This is a genomic window from Microbacterium sp. A94, from assembly GCF_051842855.1.
GTDB lineage: Bacteria > Actinomycetota > Actinomycetes > Actinomycetales > Microbacteriaceae > Microbacterium.
Genome location: NZ_JBPXMU010000006.1, coordinates 118369 through 136938, shown reverse-complemented (window position 1 = coordinate 136938; position 18570 = coordinate 118369). Strand labels below are relative to the sequence as shown.

Sequence of the window (18570 nt, the reverse complement as noted above, 5' to 3'; positions counted from 1 at the left end):
ATCAACCTGACTTAACGACTCAAAACCATTGATACAATGGTATATTCGTTCTATTCTGGATGCATGACCCCGATCAGCGCCGACACCCAGACCCGCAAGGACTCCCTCGCGCGGCGAGAGTCGTTGCTGGATAACTGGGTGACGGTCGGTGAGCAGATCGCGGCGCTGGAAGCACAGCGTGCCGAGCTGCTGGCAGAGCGGTTAGACCTCATGGCCACGGAGCGATCGTTGGATCCAGGTTCCGATGAGATAGCGTTTCGCTCTCTGTTCAATGAGTACGCAGCGGCCGGTCAGATCTCGCCCACGACGGCATCGAAGCAGATCACGGATGCTTGGGGTTTGGTGCGGCTGTACCCGGCGACCTTGCGGGCGCTCGCGGACGGAAAGATCAGCCGCCGGCACGCAGATGTGATCGTCACCGAGGCGCCGCTGCTCAGCGGGCATCCGGATGCTGCGCGCTTGCGCGCCGAGTATGAGGAGCAAGTGCTTCCCTTCGCAGAAGGCGACACCGCTGCTCGAACCCGTGCGCATGCTCGGGACGTGGCCGCGGTCATCTCTCCCGAGACGGTCGAAGAACGCCACCGCCGGGCACGCCGGGAACGCAGTGTGGGCGTGCGTCCCTGCGGTGATGGGACGGCGATGCTGTCCACGCTGCAGCCCGAGATGCTCGCCTACGCGATGTATGACCGGCTCTCCGAAATGTCCCGTGGACTCATCGAAGCCCGCCCCAAGGGCAAGCGCCGTCCACGCAACGCGGCGTTGAAGGCCATTCAAGCCGAACGCGAAGCTGCCCTTGCCGCACAGACACCATCCGATCCGGAGCCGCCGGCCGCGCTCGATGAGGACTTCGCCTACGCGATGGGCACTCCAGCCCCGTGGGAGACGAACCCCGCCAGCCAGCCCGGAGCGGACGCCCTCGAGCCCGACAGCCCCGTCTCCGCCGACGAACAAGCCGCTCGCGACGAAGCAGCCCTCCGCAACGCAGATCTGATCGACGACTCCGACGTCGTCGAAGATGCTGGCCTGATTGCGGCGGCTGGTCTCATTGCAGACTCCGATCGCGCCGCTGGTCTCGGGTCAACGGCCGACGAGGGCACCCCCATGCATGACGGGTACGGACCAGTCGAAACCGACACCCGGTCGATGGACGAACTGCGCGCCGACATCCTCGCCGACCTGGTTCTCACCGGCGTTCCCTCCAGCCCCGAGGGGAATCTCGGCACCGCGTTGGGATCCATCCGCGCATCCGTCCAGATCACCCTTGCCGCGACCACTCTCACCGGTGCCGACAACCGCATGGCTGAGTTCGATGGCCACGGCCCCCTCTCCCCCGACACTGCCCGACTTCTCGCCGGCTACGCGTCCAGTTGGGACCGAATCTTCCTCGATCCTGCCGGGATGGCCGTCGCAACCGACAACTACACTCCGACCGCGAATATGAAGCGCTATCTCCGCGCTCGCGACCAGCACTGCCGCTTTCCCGGCTGCCGTGCGCCCGTACACCGGTGCCAGATCGATCACAACCATGACCACGCCCAGGGCGGGGCGACCGAGCTCTGCAACCTCGCGCATTTCTGCACCAGTCATCATCCGCTGAAGCATCCAGACGTCGACAAGCGAGATCGCTGGAGTGCGAAACAGCTCGAGAACGGCGTCATCCTCTGGACCAGCCCGCTCGGTCGCACCTACGGCGACGAGCCGCAGCTCCGCGTCATGTTCGTCTGACGGACCCCAGGCACCACTCTGCCCGCAGGCAGCGCAATGCCCACAGGCAGCGCAATGCCCGCAGGCAGCGCAATGCGACTTCCTACTCGCCGGGCTCGTCGCGCTCCCACGGCCATTGCGGCCGCTTGGCCCTGGTGCGGCGCAGGGCCACCCCGGCCCACGCAGCCAGCACGGCTACGACAAAAATGACCAGGCTCGCTCCCCCGGTAATCAGTTCGCCGATCACCGACAGCCCCGTCACGAACTCGCCCGAAACCACTGCAGCGACCAGACCGACACCCAGCAGATGAACAAATGCCGTCACGATTGCGATGGTCCATACCGAGCGATAACGTGGGTTCTTGATCCGCACGGCCATCCACAACAGCACCGCGAACTGCGCCACAGCGAGAGCCATACCGACGACGCCCGGAGCCTGGCCTAGTCCCGGAGTCGCGATGATGTCAGCATCCGTCGCCACGCTCAACGCACCCAGCCCGAAAACGGCCAGCGCGAAGAATCCGATCGTCGTCATCACCGTCGCCAGGATGGCCGAAACCCCCGCAGGCACGGGGCCGCGGGGGTCAGGCGAGAAGTTGTCAGTGATTGCTACCTCGGCAGAGTCGGGCCGGCCTCAAGCGTGCGCTCGTACTCACGCTGAGCCTCGGCGTTGAGCTCGGTCTTGCGTGCACCGCTGCGGGCAACCCACGCACCGAACCAGATCGTGAGCTCGCGACCGAACACAAAAGCCGCAATCGCGAGCGGAGCCAGCAGCTGGGAACCGACCAGTTCGTTGCCTTCAGAGGCCGTGAGCATCCAGAACGGAGCCTCGAACAGCTGACCGAGAATGTGTCCGACATACGCGAACAGACCCACGATGATGCCGAAGACGACCCAGCGTCCCCAGCGTCCGCGGTTGACGATCGCACCCAGCAGCCAGAAGCCGATGAAGAACACGACAACCGGAACCCACAAGCCCCACGTCGTCAGCGGCGCGATCAGTGCATCGACGAAGTTCTCACCGGTCACATCGCCCGCCAGCGCGCCCAGCCCGAGCGCGGTGCCCAGGTACAGGATCGCGAACGAAAGAGTGGCCAGCAGGCCGATGCCTGCGGCGGTTCCGCGGTTGTTGCGCTCGCGCGGCGGCTCGGGAGCCTGCACGAAGATCGGCTGCTGCTGCGCGTATGCCGGCGGTGCGACCACGGGCTCTGACGCAACCGTCGGCTCGGAGTACGAAACGGGCTCAGAGTACGCAACCGGCTCAGACGGAACGACTCGCGTGGCTGTGTCTTCGGCGTCGACGTCGGACGGCTGGTAAGCGGTGTCGGCGATCGAACCCTCGGATGCCGCGTTGACCTCAGCCAGCGTCGCATCCGCATTGGCCACCGCAGCAGCCGCGTCGATGCGCTCGTCGCTCATGTCCGGAGCATCGAAGGAGTCTGCGTGCGTAGGAGCCGAAGCCGGTGCTTCGACAGGGTCCGCGGCGACAGGCGCCGGCGGTGCCGGGGCAGGCTCCGGCGCGACGAACGTACCGGGATGAGCGCGCTCGGCTTCTTCGAAGGCAGCAAGGTCAGGGTCAACAGCATCCGAAACACTGCTCGTGCTCGCCGACTCGCTCGCGTCCGCGGTGGCGGTGTCTGCGGTGGCGGTGTCGGCGGCTGCTGTGTCTGTGTCGGCAGCCGTGTCGGCGGCGGTGACCGTGTCAGCGGCGGTGAAATCGTCGGAAGAATCTGTCAGCGCGGAAGATTCGACGAAAGCGTCGTCACGCACATCACCTGTCGCACCCGGCGCATCGACCGCGGCCGCGTCGACCTCAGCGCCACCAGCGTTAGCGCTGTCGACGGCGTCGTTCGCGTCTTCCGGCTGCTCGGACCGGGGAACCTCGTGGTCACTCATGGGGGCGCCTCTCGTCGGATATGTGCAATGTGAGGGTATCGCCGCGCGGCCATGCGGCTGCGGAGGCGTGCCGACGTGTCGCTCGACCCGCGAAAACTCAGGATGCTTCGGCAGCAGCCGTCGCGGTCCCGCGCAGGAGATCGCCGACGAAGTTGAACAGCTCCAGCCACAGGGGCGACGCGAACCACAGCAGCCCCACAATGACGGCCACGCAGAAGATCGCGGCGATCCAACTGACCACCCGACTGCGTCCGGCTACCCCTGCCATGCCTCTACGCTACGACGCAATCTCCCCCGCCCGCAGCAGACACGCGCCCCGCCCCCTTCACTGCGTGCGAGTGGGCGCGCGTGGCTCGGTTTCGCGCGAAAAGTGAGCCACCAGCGCCCACTCGCAAGCGGTTAAGGGTGCTCAGTCGGGAAGAGGAGTTCCCGGAAGCGACCACGCTGCGAACGACGCACCTGAAGCGGTGATGGAGGCTGCCCCGGACGCCAGCTCCGTCAGCGACGCCGACCCGAACAACGATCGCGCTTTCTCGAGACCAGGGATGGATGCGGCATCCAGCACGATGTCCGCGCCACTGCGCGTTGCGAACACCAGCACCGTCTCCGCAGCTGATTCCCGGACGAACACAATCGTCTCGTCGTCGACATGCAGCCAGCGCATACCGCCGGTGCCGAGCACGGGGTGCGCGCGGCGCAAGGCGATGAGCGAACGGTACTCGGCCAGCCGTTCGGCGACGTCAGGCTCCTGCTCGGTTCCCCACGGCATCGGCGTACGGCTCGCTTCACCGTCCACACCGGTGAGCCCGAACTCGTCGCCGGCGAAGACGACCGGCAGTCCCGGCATCGTCATGGACAGACCGACCGCCACAGGCACTGTGCCCGGCGCCGCGTTCGTCGCGAAGCGGGCGGTGTCATGGGTGTCGAGCGGCTGCATGTTGCCGAGCCGCACTCGCCACGGCACGCCAGCGGTGAATGCGGTCATGCTGTCGACGAAGTCGCGGGCTGTGTACCGCGGGATACCGTCTGCCCGCAGCCCAAAGAACCACGGCTCAGTCTGCTCGTCGCCCTGAGCCGTCAGATACGGCGTATAGGTCGCCTCGCTCAGCCACGCCCACAGCGGACGGGTGAACGGTGGGTAGGTCATCGCGCCGTGCCAGCCGTCACCCTGCAGGTCGCTGACTGCATCGTTCGTCGACTCTCCGAGCAGGATCGCGTCAGGGTTGATGCGGCGGATCGACTCGCGCAGCAGTGCGCGCACCTCCGCGTTCAGATCGACAGCGCCCAGGCGACCGGTCATGTTCGCCACGTCGACCCGCCAACCGTCGGCGTTGTAGGGCGGGTTCAGCCACTTCGCGACAATCGAGTCATCACCGGAGACGAAACGCTCGCGCAGTGCCGACGACTCCCAGTTGAACTTCGGCAGCGAGGGAACACCCAGCCACGTCTCGTATTCGGTGTTGCCCTCGTCGGTGAAGTAGTAGAAGCTCTCGGTCTCGGCGCCGGGGTTGCCCAGCGCCTCCTGGAACCATTCGTGTCGGTCACCGGAGTGATTGCTCGTGAGATCACCGATGACGCGGATGCCCCGGGCATGCGCCTCTTCGATCAGTCGGATGTACGCCTCGTCGCCGCCCAGGAGCGGGTCGACGCGGTCGAAGCTGGATGCGTCGTAGCGGTGGTTGGAGGCTGCAGGGAACACCGGCGTGAGATACAGCAGGTTCACGCCCAGCTCGACGAGGTGGTCCAGCTTCTCGATGATGCCGGGGATGTCACCGCCGTAGAACTGCCGTGAGCGCGCTGGCATCACCGGATCGACGGGCGTGTTCCAGTCGGTGGGCATCGCCCAGTCAGGTGCGTCGTGCTCGTCGGCCTGCGCTGACCGGGCGAAGCGATCGGGGAAGATCTGGTACATCACTGATTCGTTCAGCCAGGCTGGCGGCGCTTCGTTCGCGACCAGGGCGAAGTCGTCGGCATCCACGGTGTCGATCCGATGAAGACCGGCCTGATTCAGCCATTCCACGCGTCCGTCCGCGTGCAACAGCATGAACCGGTAACCGTGGCGGGGGTTACGGACGGTGATGTCAGCTTCCCACCAGTCCCAGCCGTCTGCGCTGCCGATGCTGCGCGCTTCGGCCCAATCCGGCTCGTGGTCGGGATTGGACCGTGCACGCACAGCCGTCAGTGAACCGTAGCCGGCGGGGACTCGCAGCCGCACAGCGACCTGGTCGCCGAGCGCGGGGGCCGAGTTCGACACATACAGCGGGGAGCCGTCGTGGTGTGGAAGAAGGATCGTCATGTCATGGACCTTTCGTTGACGGCGATGCACCATCGCCGGAATCGACGTGGTTGCACGGCAGTCGCCATGACAGAGCCCTTGAGTTGTTCTTCACTTGTGCGCCGCGTTGGTGCGCGGAGTACTACTTCACACTACCCGCCGTCAGCCCGCCGACGATGTACTTCTGCAGCGCCAGGAACAGCGCCACCGGCAGGATCGCGGCGAGAACAGCACCGGCTCCGAACACGCTCCAGTTCTTCGAGAACTCGTCGGAGACGAACTTGTAGAGGCCGACGGCGAGCGTCTGCTTCTCGGGGTCGACGAGGATCAGGCTCGCCAGGATGAACTCGCTGGAGGTGCCGATGAAGCTCAGCAGCCCCACCACAGCCAGGATCGGAGCGACCAGGCGCAAGATGATCGTGAAGAAGATTCGCGCGTGTCCGGCGCCGTCGATCTTCGCAGCCTCGTCGATGGATGCCGGAACGGTGTTGAAGAAGCCGTACATCAGGTAGGTGTTCGCGCCCAGCGCGCCGCCGAGATAGACCATGATCAGGCCGATCTGCGAGTTCAGCCCGATCGCCGGGAAGACATCACCGATGGCAACCATGAGCAGGAAGATCGCGACCATCGCCAGCATCTGCGGGAACATCTGCACGACCAGCAGCGCCGTGAGGCTGAAGCGCCGACCGGTGAAGCGCATGCGCGAGAACGAGTATGCGGCGAGCGCGCCGAGCAGCACTGTGAACACCGAGGTCACCAGGCCGATGATCAGGGTGTTGATGAACCACGCGGCATAGGGGCTGCGCGGACTGTTGAACAGCGTCACATAGCTTTCGAAGTTGACGTTGCTGAACAGGGAGTTGGCCGTCAGCAGCGTGCCACCGGGGTTCAGCGATGCGCTGAGGATGTACAGCAGCGGGAAGAGCGCGAACGCGCCCACCACGATGCCGACGATGTGACGCCAGCCGGTCTCCCGGAAATAGCGTTTGAACGGGCGGCGGGATTCTTTCCCGGTACCGGGGACTCCCGCATCCGCGGTCACGATCGCGGTGGTCGAATCGGGCTTCACGGCAGTCATGTCAGTTCAGCTCCTCAAGAGACTTGGTCTGTCGGAAGGCGACGATAGAGATCGCGGCGACGACGAGGAAGATGATGATCGAGAAGGCACTCGCCAGCCCGTAATCGGAGTTCGAGCCGACGAAGGCGACCTTGTAGACCATCGTGATGAGGATGTCGGTCGCACCCACGTTCATGCCGGCGGTGACATCGCGCGGCCCACCGCCGGTGAGCATGTAGATCAGGCTGAAGTTGTTGAAGTTGAAGGCGAACGACGAGATCAACAGCGGCGCCACCGACACGAACAGCAGTGGCAGCTTGATCGATCGGAACACTCGCCAGGCGCTTGCACCGTCGACTCGAGCAGCCTCTTGCACGTCTTCCGGGATCGCCTGCAGGGCACCGGTGCAGATCAGGAACATGTAGGGGAACCCCAACCAGAGGTTCACCAGCAGGATGCTGATCTTCGCCAACCATTCGTTGGTCAGCCACGGAATCTCCGCTCCGCCGAAGAGGACGGCGTTGAGGAATCCGAACTCCTGGTTCATCATTCCTGCCCACACCAGCGCGGAGAGGAACCCCGGGAACGCGTAGGGCAGGATCATGATGACCCGGTAGTACTTCTTCGATCGCATCCGCGGGTCGTTGAGGACCACCGCGATGAACAGGCCGAGCGCGAAGCACGTGGCGACCGACAGGACCGCGAAGACGAAGGTCCACACCAGCACCGACAGGAACGGTCCGCGGATGGACTCGGCGCCGAACGCCCGGACGAAGTTATCGACGCCGACGTTGATCTGCCAGCCGGGCATGAGCTCAGTGCCGTCGTCAGCAGTGAAAGCACCCGTGCCGATGTCGGAGTAGACGACGCCTGTTCCGGTGTCGGTCATGGTCGCGGCGGCCTCGTCGTATACGAGCGACGATACGTAGACGTATGCCATCGAGCCGTCCGGTGTGCGCAGCGCGCCATCGTTCGGGTCATCGCTGATCGGCACGGCCATATCCGAGATGGCCTGCTGATTCTGAACGATCTGCGCGAAACCGAGCGTGTTGTAACCGGCGAGGCCGACAGCCTTGTCACCCTCCATCTGGGCGCCATCGACCTCGTCGAGCGGACGCTCCTCGCCGCCGATGGAGACGTCGCCGTCGGGCGCGGTGACGAGGAACGAGAACTCGCCGAGCTGCTCGACGATGGTGAGTTCATATGCGGCGGAGTCGGGGACACGCTCCTGGGCCGACAGCATGAGTGCGTTGACAGCGCTGTCTTTGTCGCTGTTGTGCCCGGTGCCGTAGTTAGTGAAGGCGATATAGCCGGTGTACAACGCAGCGAACACCTGGAAGACGAAGAGGAAGATGAGGCCCGGGACGAGATACTTGGCGGGCAGATTGCCGCGGCTGAAATAGATCCAGTTCGCGACGATCGTGACGACCGCGACGATGGATGCCGGCAGCCACTGTCCGCTCTGAAGCAGGACGAAGATCGCGTAGACAGCGAGTGCGTCGATGATGCCCAGGGCGATCACCTTGAACAGCATCAGCTTCCAGCCGATGCTCGCGGCATCCGCGATCCGCCCCGCGCGGCGGGATCTGCGACTGGATGCTGCGGACTCGACAGTGTCTGCGTTGGTCGGCGTGCTCATCGGTTCCTTCTGCTTCGCATGCTCGTGGCCGTTGGTGGCGGATGCCGGTGGTGGAGCGACGCTCGAGATTCGAGGTCACTCCACCGCTGTGGCAGATCAGCCGATGGCGGCCTGGATGTCTGCGGCCATCTTCGACCAGAGACCGGCGGGGTCGCCCTGGCCGTTGATCAGTGCGACCTCGGTGACGCCCCAGTACTCCCATACCGATCCCATCTCGGGGATGGAGGGCATCGGCACGGCGTTCGCACCGACCTCGCCGAAGCCGGCGGTGATCGGGTCTGACGAGACGGCTGCCTCGTACGACGCGGTCAGCGCCGGAGTGCGTCCGCCGACCTCGTAGAGGGCGGTCTGCACTTCTTCGCTGCCGATGTAGTTCAGCAGGAACTCGTTGGCGGCGAGACGGTTCTCGCTTTCGGAGCTGAGGAAGAAGCCCTGCACACCGGCGAACGGCTGCGCTTCCTGGTCGCCCGCGGCCGGGATCGGGTCGATCTCGATGTTGAGGCCGGCGTCGATGGCGTCAGTGGCGTTCCAGGGGCCGGTCAGGTAGAACGGCGACTTGCCAGCGAGGAAGCTCTCGCGCGCAATGTCGGGAGTGATGTTCGTGTTGAGCACGCCCGCGGCACCCTGCTCGGCCAGCCAGGCTGCGAACTGCTCGCCGCCGGCGTTTCCGATCTGCAGGTCGGTCGAGTCGTAGGCCCCGTTGGCGGTGGTGCCGAACACCGGAGCACCGAACGAGGTCTGGAACGGGTACAGGTGATACGGGTCGGATGCCTCGGGGTCAAGACCGACCAGGAAGGGGTACTCAGCACCGGATGCCTGACCCTTAGCGATCATGTCTGCGTAGTCGGTGGCGGCTTCAGGCGCCAGGTCGGCATTGCGCAGCAGCGCGATGTTCTCAATCGCGTAGGGGATGCCGTAGTTCTGTCCCTCGTAGTTCCATGCGTCCAGAGCGACCTGCTGGAACTCATCGGCGCGGTCACCCAGCTCGACTGGAGCGACGACGCCGTTGGTGACGAGCTCGCCCAGCCAGTCGTGTGCGCCGACGGCTACGTCAGGACCCTTGCCGGTCGGCACCTGCTGAACGAACTGCGTACGCACCTCGTCCATCTGCTTCTCGACGATGGTGACCTTCACGCCGGTATCGGCGGTGAACTTCTTCGCGGCGTCTTCGAGGACCGCGGCACGGTTCGTGTCTGCCCAGACGGTGATCTGGCCGGAGAACTCGGCGCCTGCGTCGGAGTCATCGGTGGGAGTGCTGCTCGATGAGCAGCCAGCGAGCGTCAGCGTCGCAACTACGGCAAATGCGCCGAACGCGACGATGCCCTTCTTGTGCACCTTCATTGGTGTATGCCTCTCTGAGTACGGAAGACCTGCGCAACTGCAAGCGCTTACAGTATGCAATGAAATCTTCCACATGCGCAATGGTTCGGGATGCTGATATCAATATGTAATCTGCGGCAACGCTGCATCCACTGGCCTGGAAGCGCTTCCAAGAACGCCTCTGATTCGATAGGCCCCACGGAGACATCGAGAAGATGACGCACGAAAGCGCCGTCTTTCCTGACCCCAAGAAGCACCAGTGACAACGCAGGGTGCTGTCGCGTTTCGCATCGATGCGCCAAGATGAACCGCATGGATGTTTTGAGTAGCGCAGAGAAGCATCAGCCATCCGGACCGCTTGCCACAGGCCGTGCCCCTCGACGCTCAGGTCTCCGCGTCGGAATGGCCGTCATCGCTACCTGCGCGGCGCTTACCCTGACCGGTTGTGCGCCGTCTGACTCCGCCTACGCCGTGCTTGACCGCGACGCACAACCAGCGGATGAGGTTCCAGAAGCGCTACCCGCCTATGCCTGGGATACGGCCGATCCGACAACAGCGAGATTCGTTGGGAAGCATGACGGAACGTCACTTTGGCTCGCGCGAGGCGGCGACAAGGCCAATGCTTGCCTCCTCGCGTACGTGGACGAAGATGCCTGGATACTCAGCTGCGGCGGGAGTGGTTCGTCGTTCGGTGCGGATGGAGTCGCCGGGGCGTTCACCGTCGTACCGGACGGCGCGCCCAGCCCGGACGGAATGACGCAGATATCAGACAACGTGTTCACAAGCACCGCTGAACAGCCGTAGAGCATGGGACCAGATGGATATGAATCGGTTACCGCAGGTTCCGCCTGACAGGAGGGTGATTCGCCTGTTTCCGGACTATGGTCGTCGCTACCCGCTCTGGGAGAATTCGACGCCGACGTGGGATGCCGGTTACACCACGACCCCTGAGACGTACGGCCTATCGCCAGAACTCGCACAAGACCTCGAAGGCTGGCAAGCGCTCTGGGAGACCCACTGCGATCCGCTCGGAGGGTGGAACAGCGAAGCGAACGCGCAGAAATGGCTACGCGACGGTCGCTGGCTGGCAGATCGACTGCAAGACGAAGTCGCCTCCTTCGCCGACGTCAAGGTCGAATTCGGCTGAATCTCGCGCGATTACTGGGCAGCTCAGAGCTGCGGTCTCATCATTGACAGGTGGTCGCGCTTTCAGCGCGCGGGCGCGCGGCGTCGCGGGCGCTTTCACGCTCGTACCGGACAACTCTCCCGACCCGGACGGGGCGACCAAAATCTCAGAAAATGTGTATACGGCGGGCGCTGGCTAGACTGGCGCCATGGCAGACTCATCGTTCGACATTGTCAGCAAGGTCGACCACCAGGAGGCGGAGAACGCCCTCAACCAGGCGCGCAAAGAGATCGAGCAGCGCTACGACTTCAAGGGCACCGGAGCATCGGTCGAGTGGAGCGGCGAATCGATCCTGATCAAGGCGAACACCGAAGACCGCGCGAAGGCCGTCCTCGACGTGTTCCAGTCCAAGCTCATCAAGCGCGGCATCTCGCTGAAGAGCCTCGAGACGGGTGACCCGTTCGCCAGCGGCAAGGAGTACCGCATCGTCTCCACGCTCAAGGACGGCATCTCCTCCGAGAACGCGAAGAAGATCTCGAAGATGATCCGCGACGAGGGCCCCAAGGGCGTCAAGAGCCAGATCCAGGGCGACGAACTGCGCGTGCAGTCCAAGAGCCGCGACGACCTGCAGGGTGTCATCGCGCTCCTCAAGGGAAGCGACCTCGACGTCGACCTGCAGTTCATCAACTACCGCTAAAGACCCCCGCACGCGAAAGCCCCGCCTCCCCGTGGTTCACGGAGATGCGGGGCTGGGACGCGTTGCTGGGGGCAACGGTGGACGTCAACCTCTGCTCGAGCGCTGACGGAAGAAGCCGACGGCGAGGGTCACCAAGAACAGGATCAGGCCGATGATGGCCAGCCACAGCAGACCCTTCACGACGAAGCCGAGAATCGACAGTCCCGCCCAAACGACCAGAAGCACGATCAGTAGTGTCCACATACCGGCATCCTGACCGTCATCCAGCGCGTTGAACACCCCGTTGACCTGTGCTGCTCTGGCCGCTACGGCGCAGGACGCGAGCGAACCCACCCAGTCACCCAGCGCTCCAACCGCGCGTAGGCGTCATCGCGCGCCTGCTTGCGCGACAGGAATATGTCGTGCAGGGCGCCGTCCACCCGTTCGACAGTGACGGATGCCCCGAGCTTTAGCGACCGCCGCGCGATGTCGTCGACCACCAGAACAGTGTCGGCCGAGGTCAGCTCCTCTGACCAGCGCGTGGGCAGTACCGAACGCGCGGACAGCAGCACGCACACCGGAACCGGAATCGCGAGCCCGTCGCCCACCATGCGATGTCCGTCGAGAATCGCATGCAACCACCCGGCATGCACCACCATCGCTGGTGTCGGCCGCCATGCCGGATTCGGTTCCATCAGGTCGTCCGCATCGGCCACCTCGGCCTGCGCCCGCGCGTAAAAGCCGAGGTCGATCTGCGGTGCAGCATCCAAGGGCCGCAGCCGCGCCTGCAACTCCACCACCGGAGCGATCGCGGCACGCAGCGGCGCTAGTTGGAACTCCAGCCACGGGGAGTTCAATATGACAGCATCCGCCACATCCGGATGACGGTTCGCCCACAGACTCAGCACGAGTCCGCCCGTCGAATGCCCCATCAGCACCAAACGGCGCGGGCCACGCGAGGTGTCGGCATCCTCGGCCATCACATCCAGCGCCGCGGCGATGTCCTCGTCGTAGGTCCGCAGATCAGCAACGTACCCGGGGGTATGACCGTCACGGATGCTGCGCCCATACTTGCGCAGATCCAGCGCGTAGAAGCGCGCGCCGCGCGATGACCAGAACCGCGCCAACCGCTTCTGGAAGAAGTAGTCCGACCAGCCGTGCACGTACAGCACATCGACCCCATCGAGCAGCGGCGGAGCATCCGTGGTCGGCCGTCCGCGCAACCGGCGGACGAACCGCTCCCACCCAGAAACGGGCTGCGCCACCTCAGGCAGCGCCCGCACCAGCGTCGCAACGACCTCGCCCTGATCATCTTCGCCCAGCGGGAGGGTGCACTGCTCGAACTCGTCACCGAGGACGTCCGGAACCCACTGCGCCATACTGACCACCCTACTCAGGGTGAGGCATCACTGAACTGCGGCTGCGTTGACTGCCCGGTGCATCCGGCGAGAAGAGCCCTATGCTGGGCGCATCACAACCGGAGGGGTTCATCCATGTCGCAGGTTCGCAGTTTCGCGTTTCGTACAGTCATCGGAATCGCCGTCATTGGCGCCGCATTCACGCTCGCCGGATGCGCCAGCTCAGACAACGGCGCCGTCGATGGCGGCGAAACCGGCACGCATGTGATCGCCCCTGTCATGGCCGACATCAACGAGATCGATGGAACCACGGTGCAGGTTGCGGAAGGTAACGTCATCGACCTGACGGGTGACGACGAGACCTTCGCAGATTGGAGCGCCAAGCTCTCGGACCCAGCGATCGCGAAGTTCACCCCAGGCGGCGACAACGGCGACTTCACAACGAACCCCGGCATCGAGGGACTGAGCGTCGGCGAGACCGACGTCACCCTCGACAACTCCTCCAGCGGCGACTCCGTCACCTTCACGGTGGAAGTGACGGGGCCCACTCGCTGAGTCAGCGCCTGTTTCCCCGGCACAGTTGCAGTGCGGATGCACGGATGCAGGGCGAAACTACGGCGTGTCGCCCTGCATCCGTTCGATGGCACTGCAAGTGTGCCGGAAGGCCGTCAGGTGGAGACCGTCAGGTGGAGACCGTCGGGCGGACGGCGTCGGCGGACGGCGCAGGGCGAAACTCACTCCCCGCGCGAGATCCGCACCATCTCGTCGCGCGGGACGACCTTGATGCGCACACGCTCGTGCGGCTCACCCAGTGCGAGCTCGTGCTGGTCGAGCCGGTGCCAGCCGTCAAGATCGGTCCACTTCACACCGCGTTCCGCGAGCAAAGCAGGAATCGCCTCTTCGGCGCTGTTCTCCGGATGCCACCACGAACCCTGATCGTTGACCAGATGTTGCACGGTCTCCATGGCATCAGACTTCGTGTGGCCGATCAGGCCGACCGGTCCGCGCTTGATCCAGCCGGTCGCGTACACGCCGGGAACGCGCTCGTTCGAATCCTTCGCGAGCACCTGCCCCTCGTGGTTCGGGATCACACCATGACGCTTGTCGAAGGGAACATCCTTGAGCGGCGAACCGAAGTATCCGACCGCGCGGTACAGCTGGCCGATCGCCACCTCGCGCAGCTCACCGGTACTCACGATCCCACCCGAGCCGTCCGGACGCGTGCGCTCGTACACGATCGCGGCGACCTTGCCCTCGGCATCCTTCTTAATCTCGACGGGCTTGGCCCAGAAGTGCAAATGAAGGCGACGGGATGCTGTGCCGCCCGCGTTGTTCGCCGAGGGCAGCTGACGCCACGACTGCAGCACGCGGTCGATCACCTTGACCTGCTTGTTGCTGGCGATCGCGTTCAGCGAGGCCTCGTCGTAATCGAAGTCTTCGTCGTACACGACCATGTCGACATCACGCAGATCGCCGAGTTCACGCAGCTCGAGCGGGGTGAACTTCACCTGCGCCGGTCCGCGGCGACCGAAGATGTGCACATCGGTGACCGGCGAAGCCGCAAGTCCGGCATGAACGTTGTCTGGAATCTCGGTCGGCAGCAGGTCTTCGGCGTGCTTGGCCAGCATCCGTGCCACATCGAGTGCGACGTTGCCGTTTCCGAGCACCGCGACCGACTCCGAATCCAGCGGCCACTCCCGCGGCACGTCCGGGTGACCGTCGAACCAGCTGACGAAATCAGCCGCACCGAACGAGCCCTCGGCATCGGCGCCGGGAATATCGAGCTTCGTGTCGCGCACCGCTCCGGTGGCGAAGATCACCGCGTTGTAATGCTTCTTGAGGTCGTCGAGGGTGATGTCCTCGCCGAAGCGCACATTGCCGAAGATGCGGATGTCACCGCGATCGAGCACATCACGCAGCGCATTGATCACGCCCTTGATGCGCGGGTGATCGGGGGCGACGCCGTACCGAACCAGACCATAGGGTGCCGGAAGCTGCTCGAAAAGATCGATCGACACCTCGAACGGGCGCTCGGTTTTCAGCAGGATGTCAGCAGCGTAAATGCCCGCGGGGCCGGCCCCGACGATGGCCAAATTCAGCTTGGTCATGAGTGTCCTTTCGGATGCTGCAGCGATGAGAGTTCGATCAGCTGCTGCGGTCAGCGAGAGATTCTGCGAAGCGGGTGAGCGCCTCAAGCACCGGCCCCTTGGGCAACGGCTTCAGAGCATCAATGGCGTCGCGCGTCCACTGGCGCGCGAGCTCCATCGTCTGCCCAGTCACGGCGTGGTCGCGCAGCTCGGCCAACGGCTCATCGAGGATCGCAGGATCCCCGCCTTCGGCGATCGCTGCTACCCCGTCATCGATGCGTGCGGCGAGCTCAGCAGCCGCGGCATCCGACTCGTTCTTCAACAGCAGATACGGCATCGTCGGCACGCCGGCGCGCAGATCAGTGCCGGGAACCTTGCCGGTCTCCTCAGGCTTCGCCGACAGGTCGATCACGTCATCCAGTAACTGGAAGGCGACCCCGACCTTTTCGCCGTAAACGCGCAGCGGCTCTTCGTACTCGGCCGGAGCGTTCGAGAAGATCGCCCCGCCCTGCGTCGCGGCGGCGATCAGTGAGCCGGTCTTGTCGGCGAGCACCTGAATATAGAACTCGATCGGGTCATCGCCGGGCTGAGCCCCAACCGTCTCGTGCAGCTGCCCCAGAACGAGACGCTCGAAGGTGTCGGCCTGCAGGCGGATCGCGCGGTCGCCGTAGCGCGACATGAGCTGGCTGGCACGGGAGAAGAGGATGTCGCCGGTGAGAATCGCGACATTGTTGCCCCACACGGCGTGTGCTGCGGGCACCCCGCGGCGGCGGTCGGCGCCGTCCATGACATCGTCGTGGTAGAGCGAACCGAGGTGAGTCATCTCCAGCGCCTTGGCGATATCGATGACCGCCGGGATGTTTCCATCACCGAGCTGCGCGGTCAGCAGCGTCAGCACGGGGCGGATGCGTTTGCCCCCGGCCTCGTACAGGTAGCGGCTCGCGGCATCCGCAATCGAATCGGCGACGCGGAGGTCTACAGCCAGGCCGTTCTCGACCAGGTCGAGACCCTTTTCGATCTCGTCGGCGACGCGGCGGGCGGCGCGGCCGATGAAAACACGGTCGCTGAAGCCGAGCCGGTTCGCGAGTCGCGAACCCGGGGCGGCAGGGCTCGAAGTCACGGGTTCTACCCTACCGCTGGCTGTGCCATCGGTTTTTCCGCGCGCGGCTTTCCAACACGCGGTTTCTCAGCACGGTGCAGTGCGACGATGCCCATCGACAGGTTTCGGTAGGCGACGTTCGTCCATCCGGCCTCGCGGATCCACGCCGACAGCTGCTTCTGGTCTGGCCAGTCGCGGATCGACTCGTTGAGGTAGTCGTAGGCGTCGCTGTTGGTTCCGGCGACGCGCGCCACGCGCGGCAGGATCTGGGCGTTGTAGAAGCGGTACAGGCCGCGGAACAGCTTGCCGGGCGGGGTGGAGAACTCGTTGATGACGAGGCGTCCGCCGGGTTTGGTCACCCGGAACAGCTCGGCCAGCGCCTTTTTCGGCTGCTGCACGTTGCGCAGGCCGTACGACATCGTGACCGCGTCAAACTCGTTGTCGGCGAACGGCAGGTTCGTGGCATCCGCTTCGACGAAGGAGAGGTTCGCGAGGTGGCCGTGGCGGCGCTTGCCTTCGGCCAGCATCCCGGGCGAGAAATCGGCCGCGACGATGTCGGCTCCGCTGCCGGCCAGCGATGCGGAGGAGGATGCTGTGCCCGCGGCCAAATCGAGAATCCGCTCGCCGCGCTGGGGGGCGACCGCACGGGTCGTCGCCGCACGCCAGAAGGCGTCGTTGCCGAACGTCATGACGGTGTTCGTGCGGTCGTATCCGGCCGCCACCTGGTCGAACATTCCGCTGACGCGCTGGGGGTTCTTGCCGAGGTCGGCGCGATTGGAGGTCACCCTTCAAGTCTAAGCGCGGGGTCCGCCCCTTGTCCCTTCCCTCCTCCGCTGGTCCCCGCCCGTTGCCGCCAGTCCCCGCCCGTTGCGAGTGGGCGCGCGTGGCTCGAGAAACCGCGAAAACCGAGCCACGCGCGGCCACTCGCTATCCTGGGAAGGTGCGACTGATCGTAGAGACCCGCGAGATCGACCCGGTCGAGGATCTGCTGGCTTATGGGCACCCCACCACTCCCCTCGCGTGGTTGCGCCGCGGCGACGGCATCGTCGCGGTCGGCGACGGCATGCCTGCGTTTATCCGCGTTCCGGCAGGGTCCGGGTCCATGCGCAGCGCGCTCATCGCGGAGGAATGGCGAGCGCTATCGGATGCCGCCGACATCGACGACTCCGTGAACCTGCCCGGCACCGGCCTGGTCGGGTTCGGTGCGCTGACGTTCGATGAGGGCTCGGTCGCCGACAGCGTCCTGATCGTGCCGTCGATCATTCTCGGCAAGCACCAGGGACGCGGCTGGATCACCCGCATCGCGCTGGCAGGGCAAGACCTCCCCCAGGACCAGCCGGATGCCACCCTCGAATCGTTGCCGTACGGTCCGCACTGGGCGGGCACACTCGGCCCCGGGGCGCAGACGCCGGAGGGATACCAGGCTTCGGTGCACGCCGCTCTCGGCCGCATCGGCGCCGGCGAGGTCAGCAAGGTCGTTCTCGCTCGTGACCTTGCCGGCACCATCCCGGCAGGATCCGACCTGCGCCGGCTCGTGCGAGCGCTTTCGACCGGATACCCCGACACCTGGTCCTTCGCCGTCGACGGACTGATCGGCGCAAGCCCCGAGACCCTTGTCACCGTGGATGACGGCACCGTCACCGCGCGCGTGCTGGCGGGCACCATCGGCCGAGGAGCCGACGCTGATGAGGACGTCGAAGCCTCAGCACACCTGGCCTCCAGCACCAAAGACCTCGACGAGCACCAGTATGCGGTGCAGAGCCTGCTGACGTCCCTGCGTCCGCATGTGCGGGCGATGGCCTCGAGCGAGCAGCCGTTCCTACTGAAGCTGCCGAACTTGTTCCATCTCGCGACCGACGTCGAGGGTGAACTCTCCGACGGCAGCTCGGCGCTGGACCTCGTTGGGGCGCTGCACCCGACTGCCGCCGTCGCCGGCACCCCGACCGATGCCGCTGTCGCTGCCATCCGCGAGATCGAACCCTTCGACCGCGGCCGCTACGCCGGACCCGTCGGCTGGATCGATAGCAACGGCAACGGCGAGTGGGCGATCGCACTGCGCTGCGCCCAGTTCGAGACAGGTCCGGTGCGCGCAAGCGCGACGTCTTCCGACGCCATCGCCGTCACCGCGTACGCCGGCGCGGGCATCGTGGCGGCCAGCGATCCCGAGACCGAGTTACTCGAGACACGGGTGAAGTTCCGGCCGCTGGTGGATGCCCTGGCCTAGACCGCCCAAATCCAGCCGCCGCCCCGCCGCCCCGCGCGCACAACTCCTGAAAACTTCTGCTGACCCCGCGGAAACCGAGCAATTCCAGCCACACCGGCCGTGTTCTTCA

The 18570-nt window shown here is 65.1% G+C and carries 18 protein-coding genes; 6 read left to right on the top strand and 12 right to left on the bottom strand.

Going from position 1 to position 18570, the window contains the following annotated elements; genetic code table 11:
* Nucleotides 1-63: 63 nt before the first annotated feature.
* On the top strand, nt 64-1725 hold the full coding sequence (locus ACSU1L_RS14935; protein ID WP_439256323.1) for a DUF222 domain-containing protein: 1662 nt from the start codon (nt 64-66) through the stop codon (nt 1723-1725).
* 82 nt (nt 1726-1807) lie between these two features.
* On the opposite strand, the gene ACSU1L_RS14930 is transcribed toward ACSU1L_RS14935, so the two are convergent.
* The 7 genes from ACSU1L_RS14930 to ACSU1L_RS14900 all read right to left on the bottom strand — a co-directional run bounded on the left by ACSU1L_RS14930 (nt 1808) and on the right by ACSU1L_RS14900 (nt 9912).
* Nucleotides 1808-2239: a hypothetical protein gene (locus ACSU1L_RS14930; RefSeq protein ID WP_438255740.1), complete on the bottom strand. Its 432-nt coding sequence runs from the start codon at nt 2237-2239 to the stop codon at nt 1808-1810.
* Nucleotides 2240-2313: 74 nt separating this feature from the next.
* Nucleotides 2314-3600 carry an ABC transporter gene (locus tag ACSU1L_RS14925; protein ID WP_439256322.1) on the bottom strand — a complete coding sequence of 429 codons (1287 nt, stop codon included), beginning with the start codon at nt 3598-3600 and terminating at the stop codon, nt 2314-2316.
* Between the two features lie 97 nt (nt 3601-3697).
* Nucleotides 3698-3868, bottom strand: a complete 171-nt coding sequence (locus ACSU1L_RS14920; RefSeq protein ID WP_438255698.1) for a hypothetical protein — start codon at nt 3866-3868, stop codon at nt 3698-3700.
* 141 nt (nt 3869-4009) lie between these two features.
* Nucleotides 4010-5896 (bottom strand): glycoside hydrolase family 13 protein, encoded by a 1887-nt coding sequence (locus tag ACSU1L_RS14915; RefSeq protein WP_439256321.1) that lies wholly within the window; start codon nt 5894-5896, stop codon nt 4010-4012.
* A gap of 121 nt (nt 5897-6017) precedes the next feature.
* Nucleotides 6018-6953, bottom strand: a complete 936-nt coding sequence (locus tag ACSU1L_RS14910) for a sugar ABC transporter permease (RefSeq protein ID WP_438255700.1) — start codon at nt 6951-6953, stop codon at nt 6018-6020.
* A gap of 1 nt (nt 6954) precedes the next feature.
* Nucleotides 6955-8571: an ABC transporter permease subunit gene (locus ACSU1L_RS14905; protein WP_438255701.1), complete on the bottom strand. Its 1617-nt coding sequence runs from the start codon at nt 8569-8571 to the stop codon at nt 6955-6957.
* 96 nt (nt 8572-8667) lie between these two features.
* The gene (locus tag ACSU1L_RS14900; RefSeq protein WP_439256320.1) at nt 8668-9912 is read right to left on the bottom strand and encodes a sugar ABC transporter substrate-binding protein; all 1245 of its coding nucleotides are present in this window, start codon (nt 9910-9912) and stop codon (nt 8668-8670) included.
* A gap of 291 nt (nt 9913-10203) precedes the next feature.
* On the opposite strand from ACSU1L_RS14900, the gene ACSU1L_RS14895 reads away from it, so the two are divergent.
* The 3 genes from ACSU1L_RS14895 to ACSU1L_RS14885 all read left to right on the top strand — a co-directional run bounded on the left by ACSU1L_RS14895 (nt 10204) and on the right by ACSU1L_RS14885 (nt 11714).
* Nucleotides 10204-10695 (top strand): hypothetical protein, encoded by a 492-nt coding sequence (locus ACSU1L_RS14895; protein WP_438255703.1) that lies wholly within the window; start codon nt 10204-10206, stop codon nt 10693-10695.
* A gap of 55 nt (nt 10696-10750) precedes the next feature.
* Entirely contained in the window at nt 10751-11038 is a 288-nt protein-coding gene (locus tag ACSU1L_RS14890) for a hypothetical protein (protein ID WP_439256319.1), read from the top strand.
* Between the two features lie 187 nt (nt 11039-11225).
* Nucleotides 11226-11714, top strand: a complete 489-nt coding sequence (locus ACSU1L_RS14885; protein WP_438255705.1) for a YajQ family cyclic di-GMP-binding protein — start codon at nt 11226-11228, stop codon at nt 11712-11714.
* Between the two features lie 84 nt (nt 11715-11798).
* On the opposite strand, the gene ACSU1L_RS14880 is transcribed toward ACSU1L_RS14885, so the two are convergent.
* The gene (locus ACSU1L_RS14880) at nt 11799-12047 is read right to left on the bottom strand and encodes a hypothetical protein (RefSeq protein WP_439256318.1); all 249 of its coding nucleotides are present in this window, start codon (nt 12045-12047) and stop codon (nt 11799-11801) included.
* Nucleotides 12020-13072 (bottom strand): alpha/beta hydrolase, encoded by a 1053-nt coding sequence (locus ACSU1L_RS14875; protein WP_439256317.1) that lies wholly within the window; start codon nt 13070-13072, stop codon nt 12020-12022. The genes ACSU1L_RS14880 and ACSU1L_RS14875 overlap by 28 nt, the downstream gene beginning before the upstream one ends.
* Nucleotides 13073-13186: 114 nt before the next feature.
* Between ACSU1L_RS14875 and ACSU1L_RS14870 the strand changes: the two genes are divergently transcribed.
* Nucleotides 13187-13606 (top strand): hypothetical protein, encoded by a 420-nt coding sequence (locus ACSU1L_RS14870; protein ID WP_439256316.1) that lies wholly within the window; start codon nt 13187-13189, stop codon nt 13604-13606.
* 179 nt (nt 13607-13785) lie between these two features.
* Here ACSU1L_RS14870 and ACSU1L_RS14865 read toward each other — a convergent pair whose 3' ends face one another.
* From ACSU1L_RS14865 to ubiE, 3 genes are read right to left on the bottom strand one after another with little or no spacing between them, the layout of a single operon-like run.
* Entirely contained in the window at nt 13786-15159 is a 1374-nt protein-coding gene (locus ACSU1L_RS14865; RefSeq protein ID WP_439256315.1) for an FAD-dependent oxidoreductase, read from the bottom strand.
* A gap of 37 nt (nt 15160-15196) precedes the next feature.
* Nucleotides 15197-16258, bottom strand: coding sequence for a polyprenyl synthetase family protein (locus tag ACSU1L_RS14860; RefSeq protein WP_439256314.1), 1062 nt, complete (start codon nt 16256-16258; stop codon nt 15197-15199).
* 5 nt (nt 16259-16263) lie between these two features.
* Entirely contained in the window at nt 16264-17022 is a 759-nt protein-coding gene (gene ubiE / locus ACSU1L_RS14855; RefSeq protein WP_438255715.1) for a bifunctional demethylmenaquinone methyltransferase/2-methoxy-6-polyprenyl-1,4-benzoquinol methylase UbiE, read from the bottom strand.
* A gap of 164 nt (nt 17023-17186) precedes the next feature.
* Between ubiE and ACSU1L_RS14850 the strand changes: the two genes are divergently transcribed.
* Nucleotides 17187-18461, top strand: coding sequence for an isochorismate synthase (locus tag ACSU1L_RS14850; RefSeq protein WP_439256380.1), 1275 nt, complete (start codon nt 17187-17189; stop codon nt 18459-18461).
* Nucleotides 18462-18570 lie beyond the last annotated feature (109 nt).